The organism is Floridaenema evergladense BLCC-F167 (assembly GCF_041929205.2).
GTDB lineage: Bacteria > Cyanobacteriota > Cyanobacteriia > Cyanobacteriales > Aerosakkonemataceae > Floridanema > Floridanema evergladense.
In genome coordinates this window covers 3,014,405-3,030,203 of record NZ_CM171625.1, presented here as the reverse complement: position 1 = coordinate 3,030,203, position 15,799 = coordinate 3,014,405, and the positions used below count along the sequence as shown (strand labels likewise).

General features: G+C 43.3%; 18 protein-coding genes. 3 read left to right on the top strand and 15 right to left on the bottom strand.

What is annotated here, in order from left to right:
• Nucleotides 1-8: 8 nt before the first annotated feature.
• The 7 genes from ACE1CA_RS14700 to ACE1CA_RS14670 form a co-directional block, all read right to left on the bottom strand.
• On the bottom strand, nt 9-482 hold the full coding sequence (locus ACE1CA_RS14700; RefSeq protein ID WP_413281338.1) for a gas vesicle protein K: 474 nt from the start codon (nt 480-482) through the stop codon (nt 9-11).
• An 81-nt stretch (nt 483-563) separates the two neighbouring features.
• Nucleotides 564-1,007, bottom strand: coding sequence for a gas vesicle protein (locus ACE1CA_RS14695; protein WP_413281337.1), 444 nt, complete (start codon nt 1,005-1,007; stop codon nt 564-566).
• Nucleotides 1,004-2,164, bottom strand: a complete 1,161-nt coding sequence (gene gvpN, locus ACE1CA_RS14690; protein ID WP_413281336.1) for a gas vesicle protein GvpN — start codon at nt 2,162-2,164, stop codon at nt 1,004-1,006. The genes ACE1CA_RS14695 and gvpN overlap by 4 nt, the downstream gene beginning before the upstream one ends.
• Nucleotides 2,165-2,564: 400 nt before the next feature.
• A complete protein-coding gene (gene gvpC / locus ACE1CA_RS14685) occupies nt 2,565-2,975 on the bottom strand; it encodes a gas vesicle protein GvpC (RefSeq protein ID WP_413281335.1) in 411 nt (136 codons plus the stop codon).
• 19 nt (nt 2,976-2,994) lie between these two features.
• Nucleotides 2,995-3,144 carry a hypothetical protein gene (locus ACE1CA_RS14680; RefSeq protein ID WP_413281334.1) on the bottom strand — a complete coding sequence of 50 codons (150 nt, stop codon included), beginning with the start codon at nt 3,142-3,144 and terminating at the stop codon, nt 2,995-2,997.
• 49 nt (nt 3,145-3,193) lie between these two features.
• On the bottom strand, nt 3,194-3,409 hold the full coding sequence (gene gvpA, locus ACE1CA_RS14675) for a gas vesicle structural protein GvpA (protein ID WP_193980327.1): 216 nt from the start codon (nt 3,407-3,409) through the stop codon (nt 3,194-3,196).
• A gap of 462 nt (nt 3,410-3,871) precedes the next feature.
• The gene (locus ACE1CA_RS14670; RefSeq protein ID WP_413281333.1) at nt 3,872-4,375 is read right to left on the bottom strand and encodes a helix-turn-helix domain-containing protein; all 504 of its coding nucleotides are present in this window, start codon (nt 4,373-4,375) and stop codon (nt 3,872-3,874) included.
• A gap of 61 nt (nt 4,376-4,436) precedes the next feature.
• Between ACE1CA_RS14670 and ACE1CA_RS14665 the strand changes: the two genes are divergently transcribed.
• A complete protein-coding gene (locus ACE1CA_RS14665; protein WP_413281332.1) occupies nt 4,437-4,778 on the top strand; it encodes a hypothetical protein in 342 nt (113 codons plus the stop codon).
• Between the two features lie 2 nt (nt 4,779-4,780).
• Here ACE1CA_RS14665 and ACE1CA_RS14660 read toward each other — a convergent pair whose 3' ends face one another.
• The 3 genes from ACE1CA_RS14660 to ACE1CA_RS14650 all read right to left on the bottom strand — a co-directional run bounded on the left by ACE1CA_RS14660 (nt 4,781) and on the right by ACE1CA_RS14650 (nt 7,365).
• Nucleotides 4,781-5,077: a hypothetical protein gene (locus ACE1CA_RS14660; protein WP_486517886.1), complete on the bottom strand. Its 297-nt coding sequence runs from the start codon at nt 5,075-5,077 to the stop codon at nt 4,781-4,783.
• A 240-nt stretch (nt 5,078-5,317) separates the two neighbouring features.
• A complete protein-coding gene (locus ACE1CA_RS14655; RefSeq protein ID WP_413281330.1) occupies nt 5,318-6,346 on the bottom strand; it encodes a FecCD family ABC transporter permease in 1,029 nt (342 codons plus the stop codon).
• Entirely contained in the window at nt 6,343-7,365 is a 1,023-nt protein-coding gene (locus tag ACE1CA_RS14650; RefSeq protein ID WP_459563714.1) for a FecCD family ABC transporter permease, read from the bottom strand. The genes ACE1CA_RS14655 and ACE1CA_RS14650 overlap by 4 nt, the downstream gene beginning before the upstream one ends.
• Nucleotides 7,366-7,467: 102 nt before the next feature.
• Here ACE1CA_RS14650 and ACE1CA_RS14645 point away from each other — a divergent pair, with 102 nt between their 5' ends.
• On the top strand, nt 7,468-7,911 hold the full coding sequence (locus tag ACE1CA_RS14645) for a DUF4058 family protein (protein WP_413281328.1): 444 nt from the start codon (nt 7,468-7,470) through the stop codon (nt 7,909-7,911).
• Here ACE1CA_RS14645 and ACE1CA_RS14640 read toward each other — a convergent pair.
• On the bottom strand, nt 7,908-9,671 hold the full coding sequence (locus ACE1CA_RS14640) for an ABC transporter ATP-binding protein (RefSeq protein WP_413281327.1): 1,764 nt from the start codon (nt 9,669-9,671) through the stop codon (nt 7,908-7,910). The two genes, ACE1CA_RS14645 and ACE1CA_RS14640, sit on opposite strands and share 4 nt — an antisense overlap.
• Nucleotides 9,672-9,720: 49 nt before the next feature.
• Here ACE1CA_RS14640 and ACE1CA_RS14635 point away from each other — a divergent pair, with 49 nt between their 5' ends.
• Nucleotides 9,721-10,149, top strand: a complete 429-nt coding sequence (locus tag ACE1CA_RS14635; protein WP_413281326.1) for a PIN domain-containing protein — start codon at nt 9,721-9,723, stop codon at nt 10,147-10,149.
• Here ACE1CA_RS14635 and ACE1CA_RS14630 read toward each other — a convergent pair.
• The 4 genes from ACE1CA_RS14630 to ACE1CA_RS14615 form a co-directional block, all read right to left on the bottom strand.
• Nucleotides 10,133-11,098, bottom strand: coding sequence for an iron-siderophore ABC transporter substrate-binding protein (locus ACE1CA_RS14630; protein WP_486517883.1), 966 nt, complete (start codon nt 11,096-11,098; stop codon nt 10,133-10,135). The two genes, ACE1CA_RS14635 and ACE1CA_RS14630, sit on opposite strands and share 17 nt — an antisense overlap.
• 115 nt (nt 11,099-11,213) lie before the next feature.
• Nucleotides 11,214-13,694 (bottom strand): TonB-dependent siderophore receptor, encoded by a 2,481-nt coding sequence (locus ACE1CA_RS14625; RefSeq protein ID WP_413281324.1) that lies wholly within the window; start codon nt 13,692-13,694, stop codon nt 11,214-11,216.
• 184 nt (nt 13,695-13,878) lie between these two features.
• On the bottom strand, nt 13,879-14,862 hold the full coding sequence (locus ACE1CA_RS14620; protein WP_413281323.1) for a helix-turn-helix domain-containing protein: 984 nt from the start codon (nt 14,860-14,862) through the stop codon (nt 13,879-13,881).
• A gap of 128 nt (nt 14,863-14,990) precedes the next feature.
• Complete coding sequence (locus ACE1CA_RS14615; protein ID WP_413281322.1) at nt 14,991-15,797, bottom strand: ABC transporter ATP-binding protein; 807 nt, start codon at nt 15,795-15,797, stop codon at nt 14,991-14,993.
• Nucleotides 15,798-15,799 lie beyond the last annotated feature (2 nt).

Here is a 15,799-nt window from a genome sequence, read left to right as displayed (position 1 = left end):
CAAAAAAATTAATCAGGCTTTGATGTTAAAACTAACCGTAGCTGTGCGTGGATTAAATTCAGTTTCGCCAACCCTAAATCCACATCACCTTCTACCACGATTCCAGTATTTAAAAGTCGGTCTAAGAGTTCCAAAATCGAGGGATTAGTACCACTTTTTCCAGGATAGTAACTTCCTGGTGGCGGTAAAAGCGTCCCGAATTCTCCAAGATTGACATTCAAATCAGCAGGATTAACTTCAAAAATTTCACACAAATGGAGAACTTGTGCTTCCAATTGTTGTAAACTTTCCGCCGCTCGATTCAAATCTGATTCGCTGAGAATTCCTGCTTCCATCCGTCGAATTACTTGTGCTTCTAGCAGTTGGCGTACTAGTTCGACAACAGTTAACAGTAAAGGAGCTAAACCCGCTTTACTGTCAACTTTGTCAGCAGCGGAGAAAACTTGGGGAGAATTTTCACAAGGCGTGCAAGTTAATACCATGATCGCAGTTATTTAATTAGCTTTTGGCGACGAGGTTCAATAGCTGAAAGTCGCACATGAGGAGCGCATACCAGAAACTTACTATTGTGCAAGTTGGGAATTTCCTGACTGCTCGGAATGTCCTTCATTGTTTTGATGGTAATCATTTAATTCTCTTGCTCCTAATTCAAGTTGATTGTTAGTTGAAGATTTCAGCGCTTGGAGTTCGGTTTCCAAATTTTGCAATCGAGCCAGAAGTTGTTGATTTTCTGCTAGTAAAGCTTGCGATTTACTGCTGAGATAGGGGTCATTCTCCCACCAATTTATGCCCATCTCCTTCGCTTTATCAACTGAAGAAATCAACAAACGAATTCGGATATGTAGCAGTTCAGTACTAGCAACAGATACTGAAATATCGCCAGCAATCACAATTCCCTTATCTAAAACTCGTTCGAGAATATCCGCTAAAGTAGAACCTTGAGTGGATGTAGTAATAGCTCGATTAGAGTTGGTTTGAGGGCGTGTCGGTAGAATAGAGGAAGTCACGATTCGTTTAACTCAAAAAGGGTGAAAAAACTGTCTTGCTCATTCAGCAATTTCTTTTGAACCAGAGAATTTAGGGCAACTTTTGTCTCGCTCAAGCTCAGATTTAAAGCTTGGTGAATTTCATTAAAGTCAGCTTTTTGTTTCTCTTGCAAATACTTGTGAATTTGTTGTTCGTGGTCAAGTAAATTTTCCAGAGAAACAGGTTCCTCTACTACAGAAATTGGTGGTTCAGCCAAAAATTTTAACGTTTCTGCCTCGATTTGGTGAAGCAGTTCCCAGAAAATACTGCTTGATTCGCTCAAGGATAAATTAGTGCGCGAGAATAGCACATCAGCACAAATATCGCGGAAATCAGCGTTGGATGGTTTAGCGACTATTTCGTGTTCTCCACAAACTTTGCCAATCATCAAACAAGAGCGTAAACCGGAAGTTTTTTCCGCGCCAGTTTGGAGACGAAATGTTTTTACTAGACGCACAATTAATAAAGCATCTTCGCGGCTAATTCCCGTTTTCTGCACCAGAATTTCGGTTTGGGTCAACTCATCCGGTTCGGGCATATTAATAGTTACTAATCTATCCATTAAGGCATCCTGAGTTGAGTGGACACCGCAATATTCTTCGGGATTAGAGGTGAAAATCGCTCGGAATTGGGGATGAACTTGGAGATAATCTGGTTGATTACTACTGGGTGGCAAAGTGAGAATTTTTTCCTCTAATGCTGAAAGTAAAACGTTGTTTACTTCCGGTCGAGAACGGTTAAATTCGTCATAAACTAAGGTGAATCCTTCCCGACAAGCCATCGTCAATCGAGAATCAACCCAGTTTTGTTTCAGTTCGTCCTCAACTTTGAGAACATTATGGATATAATTATCAAGTAGTTTTTTGTGCGTATAGCCAGATTGACTGCCAATTAAGTCTGAACTTGTAAAGTCGTCATCTCCGAAAATGAGCATGATTGGTCGGGCTAGGCAGTTGGCTAGGTGCATCGCCAGGGTGGTTTTACCCGTTCCAGCAGGTCCGCGCAGATGAACGGAGAAACCGGATTGCAGGTAACGCAGCGCACGGGTAGTTACTTGCTGGATGGATGGTGTAGCTACAAATTGACCGGGACGGACGCGCAGAACTGCTCTTCTGTTATTGGTTTCGGCAACAGTCATATTTTAGGTGGTGTTGATTAGATAGTTTTTTCGTAGTAAAGTTTACGGATTGTAAAGTTTACGTGCTATGATCTAGAGAAAGTTACTTAGTAACTGGCTCTACAGTTTTTGGTAAGGTTGAGATGGCGGTGAGACTAATCGCCTCTGCCTGCTGAGGGCAAAGAAGTGTTTCGCCCTTGGAAGCAGGAAGCCCTATCCGTGAGGTCGGGAACTCTGTTGCCAGACTGTGTTTTAGGTACTCAGTAGCAGCAGAGAAGGTCACAATAAAAAACCTAAAACTCATTTGTTGTTTTTGTTTATTAACCCCCAGTCTAAGGAGCAAAAGTTGCTAGCAGACTGGGGGAATTTATTTTTTAGCTCAAGACTGAGCCGTAGTTGGCTGTTTTGATAAAGTCTTGGGCTATTTTGCGGAAGGGCTAGAGCTAGGAGTTCCAAAAATACTAATGAACAGTTCCCGACGGAATTGACGTAGGCGTTGGCTTTGTTCCTGAGCTTTAGTTATCCGTTGTTGTTCGGTTGCTGTTAAAAATTCGCGATTTTCTTGTTCTAAATTCTGGTGAAATTTAAACAGTTCTTCCGCTTGTTTTTTGGCTTGCTCTGTCCGTTGTTGTTCGGTTGCTGCTAAAAATTCGCGATTTTCTTGTTGTAAATTCTGGTGAAATTTAAACAGTTCTTCCGCTTGCTTTTTAGCTTGCTTTTGTCTTTCTACTGTGATTTCCGACAGAAAGATTTGCGTTTCTTTAAATAGTTGAGATACTTCCTCAGCTATCGATCGATGCTCCTGCCGGAATTTTTCCATTAAGGCCGTCATGAGGTTCTCCTCAATAACATTAAGTATCCGTCATTAAACCACTCTTGCTCGGACAAATTTGGCGAGCAAAAGTAGTAAAATTAAACTTCTGCTTTCCTTGTTCCTCGTTCGTATAACGCGGCATTGACGAATTTCGGAAAGCTTGAAAAAGCAGAAGTTTATTCAGCATTTAAGTGTCCTAAATTCCCAATCCGTAGATTGTAGAACTATTTATGCTATTACGCAGGCATTGCAGCTGATTGAGTTAAACCAACAGCTTCAGCATACTTCAAATAAGTTTCCACAGAAGCAATCACCACACGGGCTTCGATCGCTAACAATTCGATACCAACCAACGAAACGCGAGCCCATGCGTCAATCACAATACCTTTGTCTAAAATGCGATCGATAACTTCAGCCAAGCTAGAAGAAGAATTTGTTTTTTCAACTGCCATTGTTTTGTACCTTTACTCATTTGTTGTTTTTGTTGTTATCGGTGCGAGGCGTGTGCCTTGGCTTCCGACAATATGAATGTATCAATTTTATTTTGGCTTGTAAAGGGGTAAAACCTATTTTTTTTGATAACAAATGTAAACTAAATCAATTTAACACTTATATTCTTGCTTTAAGAAAATTTATCTAAGTCGTACTATTACCGAACGAAAATGTTCAGGGTATGTGTGTATTTATAAACACACACATACCACTAATTGACTTAAGATAAGAAATATGCTTCTTGCGACAAAGCAAGCTTTTTGAGCGGATAATCAAACTTACTCTAAATGATTTATGAACAACGCGCTTACCTATTCAAATTAGGATATTTTCTTTTTAATCATTAGCAAATGCCTTAGATATCAAAACAAATAGGTTTCCTTTTCTCAAGGAAACCTATTTGGGAAAAAACCATCTGTTTCTTACTTAGTCAATGAAATGCTGGAGTTTTTCTCTCTTGTCTCGTTTTTTATCCTCTCTGACTTAGACTGGTGATTGACTTTCGGTGATTTCTTTCTAGCAATATTGGCAGCTGAGAACAACGCATAGTAACTTTGCAAGGATTGATAAGTCACACCGTATTGTTTAGCCAGGTAATTCGCTAGTTCTCCCAATGTGCAATAGTTATTCGTCTGCAACCAAGTTAGTGTTTCTTTCCTTTGTTCGCTTGTTAAATAACCAGATGAACCTTGATAACCTAACTTGATACCCTCTAGACCTTGAGCTTCAAATTTTTGCTTCCAAGTACTGATACTTGACTTCTTCATCCCCAGTAAATTGCTAATTTTAGCGTATGGTTCGCCTTCTAAAGCCATTTTGACGGCTAAAGCTCTTTTGAGCTCCCTTACCTCTGGATTGCTTTGAATAAAATTGGTTAATGTTATTATTCTTGCTAATTTTTGTTGTTCTAGTAACAAATCATTCATGGATATAGTCCCTGAGTACACTTAGCGGAGAAAAAAGCGATCTGTTTAGATTTCAAAAAGAATGGCTATATTGTTATTTAGTTATGTCAAGACAAAATTTCCCAAACAGTTGATTTACAAGGCTTTTGCCTGGGGACACCAACCATTATTGAGAGTAGGGAAATTTTTGACAGCGTTAACTAAAGCTTTTTGTCTGCAAAATAAAAAAGCTTTCCACAGGCGATCGCCCGTTATGGATCTAGGAAAAAAGAAACGTTTCTTTACATTGAAATATTATGAGCAACTTAAAGTTGCTGGTTATCAAAGTTTGATTCCAAGGGAAAGCTTTAAATCAGGTTTGTTGGATTTGAGAGTCGCTGGTTACTCAACTGTACTTCCTAGCGGCTTTGCACAAAAGCTTTAGAATCAACCTTCTATAACCCGATGTTCAAATTCAGCCCGGGTTTTTTCGACGATCTTCAACGCCAACTCATGGATATCGCTATAATCCTGCTTGAGCCAAGATAAGAGGCGAGAGAGTTGGGCATTTCGCAAATCCAAGTCTGTTTGAAAAATAGCAGAAGCCGCAAGCGCTGGTGCGTATTTATCGGGACAACCTTGCTCGATCATTTTAGCCGTTAAAGCAGTTAGCGCTTCCTTCCGAACCGGATCTGATGTGGTTTCTGAATACATAGCTTTTTGAAAGAAAAAAACTATCCCCATCTTATTTCAGAACCTTTGTTATCTGGTATTAGGGATTTCACCCAAATTCTTCCAAACAGATATAAGTAATTAGAACGCCAGTCCATTCAAAGGGGTTGACAAAAAGTACAAAGTCTGGTATGCAAATTCAGCTTGATTGACTATTGATTTTCAGAAATATCCCAGGAGAGTACCCTAAAATCCTTGGAATCAAGATGCCACCAACTGTCCCGGCGATAGTTGGTAGCCATTAAAGGTGGATTAATTGCGAATTAGCAGATAAAGAAAGAATGGTGCGCCGATCGCAGCTGTAATCACACCACAGGGAAGTTCGATCGGTGCAAAGAGAATTCTACTCACCAGATCGGCAAGAGTCACTAACAATCCTCCCAAAAGAGCGGTTACAGGCAGCAAATTTTGATGATTAGTTCCAATTATTTGCCGTCCTGCGTGAGGTGCAATTAGTCCGACAAAGGCGATCGTACCTGCGGTAGCAACAGCCGATCCAGCAAGAGCAACTGCAACTAAAACGAGTAATCCTCGCTGCCATTCCACTCGACTACCTAAACCTTTTGCTACTTCATCGCCTAAATTTAACAGATTAATTTGACGGGATAGGGAAAGTGCGATCGGAACACCAACTATAATCCAAGGAAGCAAGGAAAAAAACTGTTCCCAAGTTGCTCCATACAAACTTCCGGCTAACCAAACTAATGCTTGAGTGACATCATAAATAGAGCCAAAGGTAATCATTAAACTGGTAAAGGCACTGGCGATCGCAGACAAACCAATACCCAACAAAATTAGTAATGTGGGAGAGGTTCCCCCATTCCATGCCAAACCATAAATTAACATGGCAATGAATGATGCACCGACGAAGGAAGCGATCGGTAATGTGTAAACAGGTGCTGATGGAAATAACACAATTACCGCAACAGCTACCAAACTCGCTCCGGCATTAATTCCGATAATACTTGGATCGGCTAAAACATTGCGCGTTAAACCTTGAAAAATTGCCCCGGATAAGGCAAGTGCTACTCCCACCATAAAGGCAATTAATGTTCTCGGTAATCGCAGAGTGTAAATCACAAAAGCGCGATCGGGATTACCTGTATCAATACCCAACAAAGTTTTGATAATGTCGATCGTTGCGATCGGATATTCTCCTTGGTACAGATTCAAAACAATCGCAACCAAAGAAAACATTACCAAAATTAGTAATAGCAAAGGTAAACGTCGATCGACCCAAAATGAAATTATTGGGGAGCGAACTAGCAAGGGATCTTTCATCGTTTCACCTTGGATTTTGCCAGATAAACAAACACAGGCGCACCAACGAGTGCTGTCATCACACCTACTGGAAGTTCTTGCGGTTTAAGTAATGTTCGCGCTGCAATATCCGACACTAATAACAGAATTGCTCCTAACAATGCCGAGTAAGGTAAAATCCAGCGATAATCAGTTTTGATGAAGAAGCGCACTATATGGGGTACTACTAAGCCAATAAAACCGATAGGTCCGGCGATCGCTACAGAACTACCTGCTAATAATACTACACTAATTGCAGTTAATATTTTAATCCAAACTGTTTGTTGACCTAAACCTTTGGCGACATCTTCTCCTAAACTTAGAATTGTGATTTGTTTACCTAGCAGAAATGCTAACAACAACCCGATCGCCATAAACGGCAAAACTTGAAGAAATAAATTAATATCTCTTCCAGCAAGAGATCCTGCTAACCAAAATCGAACTTCTTCTAAAGTGCGTTGACTCACAATTAAAATTCCAGTGGTAATGGAAGAAATAAATGCTGTCATTGCGGCACCTGCCACTGTCAGGTTTAATGGTGAGCATCCTCCACGCGCTAATGTTCCCAATCCATATACTGATAATGCTGCGATCGCTGCACCCAAAAATGCCACTGTTGCATATAAAGTTAGCGATGAACTGCCAAAGATAAATAACACGATTACAACCGCTAAAGCACCTCCCGCTTCAATTCCTAAAATGCCTGTTTCAGCTAAAGGATTACGAGTTAAACCTTGCATTAATGCTCCTGATACTGCTAGTGCTGATCCTACGGAAATTGCTATTAGCGATCGCGGTAATCGCATAGTTTGAATTATCAGACGATCGAAGGAATTGTCATCTTTAATAAAGGATTCGAGAATAGTTGGCAGCGGAATATCTTTGGCACCCAAAGTAATACTGTAGACTAAACAAATCAGCAAGGCGATCGCGCTCAAAATTAAGCCAAACCAGCGCGATCCTCTCAGAGATTTCCGGGAAATCGATGGAATTGAAGTCATCATCCAAAATTACCCAGCGGTTAAAACCGCGACTACATAAACTAAGTTGGAGCTTAATGAGAATTAATCCCAACTATTATACAATAATGAGAATTTTCTTATTTGGCAATTAACAAAACCAGTTTAGTTACCGATCGCACCATCAATTCAGTGGACTCCGCGATCGAACTGGTGAGTCCTGCCAATAAAGACCGCCCAACCCATCGCAATGCTTTTATTTCCAAGTGCCAAACTTACTTGCAACAAAACATTGGACTGTTGATTGTCGATGTTGTTACAACGCTGTCTGCCAATCTCCATAACGAACTGATGCAACGGCTAGAGTTACAAACAGAACCATTTGAATCAGACTTGTATGCCGTCGCCTATCGAGTGGCCCAAACTGATGGAGCATCCCATCTCAGCATTTGGCAAGAACCGTTGGCTGTTGGCGAACCCCTCCCAGTGGTTCCTCTGTTCTTAAAAACTGGGATTTTCTTGCCCCTCGATCTAAAACAAATTTATAGTTACACTTGCTCCAGACAACGGATTCCTAATTCTGTTTAGGAAATGCCTGACTGCACTCGCCAGAGATTGGCATACAAACCATTGATCGCCAGCAACTCTTCATGGGTTCCTGCTTCCACAAATGCCCCTTTGTCCATGACATAAATACAATCTGCATTACGAATGGTGGAAAGACGATGGGCGATCGCGATCGTTGTCCGATTTTGAGTAATCTTAGCTAAGGATTTCTGAATCGCTGCCTCAGTCTCGTTATCCACCGCAGACGTTGCCTCATCTAGAATCAAAATTGGTGGGTCTTTGAGGATAGCACGGGCGATCGCCAGTCGTTGTCGCTGTCCACCAGAAAGCTTTTGTCCTCGCTCTCCAATAATGGTGTCATAGCCTTGCGGGAGTTCTTGGATAAACTCGTGAGCTTCAGCTAATTTTGCCGCCTGAATAATTTCCTCAACAGTGGCGTTAAAGCTGCCATAGGCAATGTTTTCCGCCACAGTACCATGAAATAAAAACACATCCTGACTTACCCAACCGATACATTGTCGTAAATCCAATAACTTTAAATCTCGAATGTCTATATCATCAACCAAGACTCGTCCACGTTGTACTTCATAAAAGCGCAATAAGAGTTTAACGAGTGTACTTTTGCCTGAACCTGTTGCACCTACAATGCCAACCGTTGCTTTAGCTGGGATATATAAGGAAAGGTTTTTGAGAATTGGATTACGATTGTTGTAAGCAAACGTTATGTTTTCAAATTGCACTTCACCTCGAATTGTGGTAAGTGGAAGTCGATGATGACCTGAAGGCATCGCAGCAGGTGTGTCTAACAATCCCATCACCCGACGAACAGAAGCCATCGCTCGTTGATATTCGTCCATGATTTCGCTCAGTTCTGTGAAAGGCCACAGCAAATCCTGAACGATGAATACCATGAAACCATAGGTTCCCACGCTTAGCTGTCCCTGGAGTACTTCTCGACCACCCAAATACAGTGTCAGCACAAACCCCAACAGGATAAAGAATCGCAGCAATGGCTGGAAAGCAACACTGAGGGCGATCGCCCGCCCATTACTGCGACGATACGCCTCACTTTCTTGATACACGCGATCGCTTTCGTAGGCTTCAGCGGTAAAACTTTTAATCGTGGCAATACCAGAGAGATTATTGGAGAGGCGATCGCTAATCAATCCTGCCTGGTCACGCACTGTGTCATACCGGGGAGCCAACCGCAACTGAAATAGAAACGTTCCCCACAGAATGAATGGAATTGGCATCATGGCAAACCAGGCAATACCCGGAACCAGCAACACAAAGCTAATCCCAACCGCGAATACTCGTGTGAAGAAGCTAATCAGATCTTGAGCACCAAAGTTGAGGAACCGCTCAAGTTGGTTGATGTCATCGTTGAGGATGGATAGCAGGGTTCCTGTGCTACGGTCTTCAAAGTAGGTAAGTTCCAATCCTTGTAGGTGATTGTAGGTATCAACCCGCAGTTCATGTTGCAGGGTTTGTGCCAGGTTACGCCAGAGTTTGTCTGCTCCATACTGGCTGAGGGATTCTAGTCCCCAAGTGGCGATCGTCAGAATGGACAGCACCAACAATTGAGTCAACGGATCTTGAATGCCGAGTCGAGCAATCAACGAGGCTTCTTGCTCAACCACTACATCCACTGCAACCCCAATCAAATACGGGGGAGCCAGGTCAAATAGGGTGCGAAAGGTGGAGCAGATTATTGCTCCCAAAATTTGTACCTGATAGGGCTTACCGTAGCGGAGTAGACGCACCAGGGGAGTTTGAGTCATAGTTCGTTTACGATCCAGACTATGACTATAAGCAACAACGGCAGCAAGCATGAAGGTTGTTGTTGATACTTCTGTTTGGTCGTTGGCTCTGCGGCGAAATCGAACCCCGGAGGAGACACCCAAAATTCTGAGGCTGCGTGAGTTGATTGCCGATCACAGAGTTGCTCTGTTGGGAGTGATTCGGCAAGAAGTGCTCTCAGGAATTCGGGCGGTTGAACAATTTGTTCGTTTGAGAGAGTATTTACGAGCATTTCCTAACCTTGAATTGACGATCGAAGATTATGAATTGGCTGCTGAATTTTACAACACTTGCCGTCGCAATGGGATTCAGGGAAGCAACACAGACTTTTACCCACAAGAGATTTGCAGATGTTGGGTTACCCTACGGGAAGCAAGCTACGTTGCCTCAACTCAACCTACAGCAAGAGCGATCGTACTAAACCTCCCCCCTTCCTTGACAATTAAAAACTCTGTATAGCTTCTGACAGATACTTAGAAATGTCATCTAGTAACCTGTTCATCCCCAAGGGACCGTATACATACCATATAGATGGATCGACGACATAAGCGCGATTGTTTTGAACGGCTTTGAGTAAAGATATAAGAGGGTTTTGGAAAAGAGAAGAAGCCGATTTTTCGCTAATAATAAACAGAATATCAGCGTCAAACTGGCTTATGCTTTCAATGCTGAAGGATGCCCACTCATTTCGTTCGGTGAAGATTGGCTTTAAGGACACACCAATATCACTCAAAATCTGAAAATAGTTTGCATTTTTATTTTCAATCCAAATATTAGAAGAACCATCAGTAGAAGTATGGATGACAGAGATTTCTTTTCCCTGCAACCGTTTGCCCACGCTCTCTCGTAATACATCCACTCGATTCTGGTACTGGGCGAGAATATCTTCTGCTGTCTCCTCCTGTGCAACGACTTGAGCGATCGATCGCAGGTTCTCTTTGAAGGAAGTGTTTATCGTTTCAAATTCTCTGAGTACAGTTGGTGCGATCGCAGATAGTTGCTGATAGTTTTGCTCATCGTGAACGTCAAGTGACAAGATTAAATCAGGTTTAAGCGCCAAGATTTTTTCAAGAGAAGCACTCCCTGTAAACCCAACACGCTCAATTCCTTCAATCTCGTCCGGTAACAAGCCGCTGAGACCGTAGGGCGCATAGTCATGAATTGCTGTACCGACAGGTTTGATACCAAGCGCTAGTAACGGATCGAGTGTCCAGGGAACATCCAGAGAAATAATGCGTTGGGAATTAACCGGAATACAGACTTCACCCAGCGCATGTTGCACTACTCGACAATCTGCTGAAGTATTCTTTGTTGGTGTGATTGAGCGTTGGCAAGCAGTGAGGACTACAAGGAAGGAACAAACCATAAACAGGAATAGCTTGACCAAACGAGATGGTGGAGGTTTCATTGTTGTTTTTTTGTGATCTACATAAACAACGACTGGGAGAGCAATTTAGCAAATCAACTTCGTAACCAAGATGTGTGTATATATTTAGTCTTCTCAAGGAAATGGGGCTATGCAATTAAAACTCCCAACTGATAGAGCCTGTAATTGTAAAGGGTTTCGCTCTTTGAACAAGTGTTCTGTCGTAAGAAAAATCAGCATAGTCCATATCAAATAAGTTTCGGACATTGATTGCTGCCTTAAAACCACCTCTGCGGTAGTAAAGCACTGCATCCGTCCGCAAGTAATCCTTCAGTTGAAAGGTGTTTGCCAAATTGCCTTGCCGTTCGCCGACATAAAACAGACCTAAACCAAATCCTAACCCTTTCAAGTCGCCCGTTTGAATCTCATAGGTAGTCCAGAGGCTGACTTGATTCTCTGGTACGTTTGGCAGGCGATTGCCGACAGGCGTGACATTATCTCCCGTGACTTTGGCATCTGTATAGGTGTAGGAACCAATTACCTTCCAACCGGGCAAGATCTCACCAGCAGCATCCAATTCTATTCCTTGACTCCGCTGTTCCCCAGTCTGAACAGAAAACAAGGGGTTATTTGGATCGGGTGTAGTCACATTGGTTTTAGTCAGATGATAGGCAGCTAGGGTGGTTGAAAGTTTTCCGTCCAGGAAATCTGTTTTAATCCCGACTTCATACTGCGTTCCTCTGCTCGGTTCAAACGCCCTCCCGTCCGGGTTGAATCCAATAGTCTGTCTGAAAGAACGACTGTAGCTGGCATAGAGAGCAACCGTTTTGCTAGGCTGATACACTAAGCCAATGCGAGGGCTAAAAGCGCCGTCTTTTTGGGACGACTGATCAATGCCATCTTCTCTGACTTCATTTTCGTAGGACACCCAGTCATAGCGACCCCCAATCAGGAGTTTCAGGTTATTGCTCAAGGCGATTTGATCCTGGAAGTAGACCCCATACGATTGATTCGTGATCAGGTAGTCAAAACCAATAGACGGAGCAAATTCGGGTCTTGGAACATCGTAATTTGGGTTGAGGATATCGAGATCGGGCAGAGCAGTAGTACCGATAGGGAATACAGCATCCTCGACATAGCGGTTGAAATCAAAGCCGACTAAAAGTTGGTGCGAAATTGATCCAGTGTTAAATTTTCCCAGCGCGTCGATTTGTCCAAAATAGTTGTTTTGTGTATAATCACCCTCAAATGTAAAAAAGTTTGTAAAAAAGCGATCGTCCACAATTGCGAGAGGAGTAGCTTCGTTGCGGATATTATTACGATGAAGCGTGATTGCAACATTATTACGAAGCTGCCAATTGTCGTTGAATTCGTGCTTCAGTGTGTAGCCAATTTTTTGAGTGGTAACATCGAGCAACTGTAAATCAGGATAGCTTGCGTAGAAACTTCTGGGGGTTAAGCTACCATCACTAAGCACCGCTGCAAAACTTCTTGCTGGGTCACTAAAGAAGTGAATGTATTCGTAGTACAGATTCAGGGTTGTGCGATCGCCAAAGTTCAATGTAATGGAGGGTGCGATCGTGGTCAATTCACTGTTGACAAACTCTTGAAAATAGTTCGTGCTTTGATAACTGGCAATGAAGCGATAAAGCAGGGTTTTATCAGCCGTTAAGGGACCAGATAAATCAATACTGGGCTGATAAAAGCTGTAATTTCCTGCTTCAAATGCGAACTTGTAATAGGGTTCACTCAAAGGTTGCCGCGTAATAGTGTTGACAATTCCACCGAGTTCTACGGCTCCAAACAGCACCGAGGCGGGTCCTTTCAGAACTTCCACTTGTTCAATGGTTCCAACTGGTTCCAAGACGTTGAAAGTTGCGCCTTGTGGAAAGCCATTGCGGAAACTTCCTTCCACAAAAAAACCCCTGATGATTCTGCCGCCACCCGTCGCACCAAAGTAGTCTCCACCGTTCGCAACGCCACTGACCGTTTCCACTGCCTCATTGAGATTTCTCACATTCCGGTCTTCAATTACCTGTCGCGGTACCACCTGAATTGACTGGGGAACATCTCGCAATGGCGTATCCGTCCGCGTTGCTGTACTCGCATTCGGCACCCGATAGGTTCTCCGCCCTTCCCTAGTCACTACAATTTCTTGATCCAGTTCAATCCCTTCCGGGTTGAGGCTGTAGGCAAAGGCTCCCGTTCTCAGAGTCACTTTTTGTTGGGGTACAGCATTCCTTCCGGTGACAATCACCCGAATACTGTTTACATTCTGCTGCACCACCTGCACGGTGGCAATCTCCTCTGTTGGATTGTCCGCTGTGAAGGGTTGTCCCTCTGGCAACGCCAGCACCGCATTGGGGATGTCAGCAATCAGGCTGTTGCCCTCAGTGCGAAACTTCGTTGCATCGATCTGTAAGGGTTTGCTCTCGGCGGTTTCCAGCACAACATCAAGTCCAGTGTCGGTGCGTTTCAATTTTACTTCAGTAACTTGCACCGTTGCCGCTTCAATTTGGGCAATCCACTCTTTCACAGAAGTCGCCGCTGTCGGCAAATCCCTTACAGTGCCCACCTGCGGTTGTACAGCAGCACTTCCTGGCACAGTCTTCTCTGTTACCTGCGGTTCTGCTGCCACCGCGATCGCCGACCATCCACCCACCAGCAACAAACTTAGCACCAAACTGCTCCGGTAATTCAACTTGCTCATCTGCCTCACACAAGATACTTGAGAATAAGTATCAAGAAATTAACAACATCACTCAGGCAAGACAAGCAAAAAGAACGTTAGCCGAAATTATTTTTGAACCCTAGACGACATCCTACCCCTGCCAAAACCGCTGCTGATACTGCTTCGGATTCTGCCCAAACTTACGCCGAAACGCCGCCGCAAAATAGCTGCGATTTTTCAGACCGACTGCCATCATTACCTCTGACACTTGCATTGCTCCCCGCTCCAGCATCTCCCTTGCCTGCTCCATGCGGTAATCTAACAAATAATCAAACACCGTCATCCCAAACTCCTGCTTAAACCCCCGCTTTAGCGTACTTTCGTTCAACTGCGATCGCCGCGCCAATTCTTCCAGACTCAGCGGCTCATGCAGATGTTGCAACACCAATTCCCGCGCATAATACACCCGCTCCCTGGTTCCCAGCGATAAACTTGGCTCTGACGATCGCTCCAGCATCGCCTGCTCCATCTGAACCACAATCCCCAATACTTCCAATGCCTTCCCTTCCAGAAACAAGCGTTTCGGCAACCCCTGAAACGGGCAACGCATAATCTCCCACAGCAGCCGCTCCAGTTCTGGTGTCACCTTACTCACTCGTGCATAGCGCAATTCGTTTTCTGAACGCAGCCAATTTGCCAATTTTTGAGGTAGTTCCCCCGCACCGTTGGCAAACATCGATCGCAACACGGTTTTATCTAACCACAACGACACCTCCAATGCTCGCTGCTCCGCCGCATAGTATCGATGATTTGAATGCACCCCACTCCCCCGGATACAAAACTCGCGCTCGCCCACCTTGGTCAGCCCATCGTCATGGTGTCCCTGGATGTGGAAATGGAACTCGACCCCATCATGAACCTCTTCCGTCACCCTGGTTGAACTCTCATACAAAAGCGGTGCATCCAGTATCAACAGTTCCAATCCAGATCGCAGTTGAATTGAGCGATTAATCCCTCGCCCCTCTTCCCTGGAATAGCACTTCACCACATCCAACGGATCATCCGGGTCACACTGCACCGTCATACCGACTTGCGCTTGAAGCTCATGCCAATCGTGCTGTGGGTAGGAAATCATAATGCAAATTATTGCTAGTTATTCTCATTTAAGCATAGCGTACCATCCTTTCCCGATCGACACCAAATTTTCTGTAACAAATTTCTCCCTGAAACGGGTACGGGAATATGATTACTGTTATACCCACGTTATGGACGCGATCGCCGACTTAGCGGAATACACAAAGGAGTTCCGGTTACTGGATCGCTGATTATTTTACTTTCTAAACCAAACACTTCTTTAATGGTTGTTTCAGTAATTACTACTTCGGGAATACCTTGAGTATAAACTTCTCCATTTCGGATTACTACTAAATAATCTGCATAGCGGCAAGCTTGATTTAAATCATGTAATACCATAACAATAGTACGTCCTCTAGTTTGGTTTAGTTCACAAAGTAAATCTAATAACTCGACTTGATGAGCCAGATCGAGAAAAGTTGTTGGTTCATCTAATAGTAAAATATCCGTATTCTGAGCTAAAGCCATTGCAATCCAAGCTCGTTGTCGTTGTCCTCCAGAAAGGGTATTTAATGCACGATCGGCAAATTCTAACATCCCCGTAGTTAACAAAGCTTGTTCTGTTATCTGTTCATCTTCAGAAGACCATTGTTGCAGCCAAGTTTGATGAGGATAGCGTCCTTGCGCGACTAATTCTCGGACAGTTAAACCTTCTGGAGGAATGGGATTTTGGGGGAGAATTCCTAAGTTTTTGGCAATCTTTTTTGTGGGTAATTTGGCGATCGAAACACTATTTAAATAAACTGTTCCGATTTTTGGTTTTAGTAATCTTGCCAACCCTTTCAACAAAGTAGATTTACCACATCCATTTGGGCCGATAAGTACTGTAACTTTTCCCGATGGAATTGCTAAATCTAATTCATTAACGATCGAGTTTCCTTGATATGCCAGGGTTAATTTTCTTGCCGTTAATATAGGAAGTGAAGTTTCTTTCATAT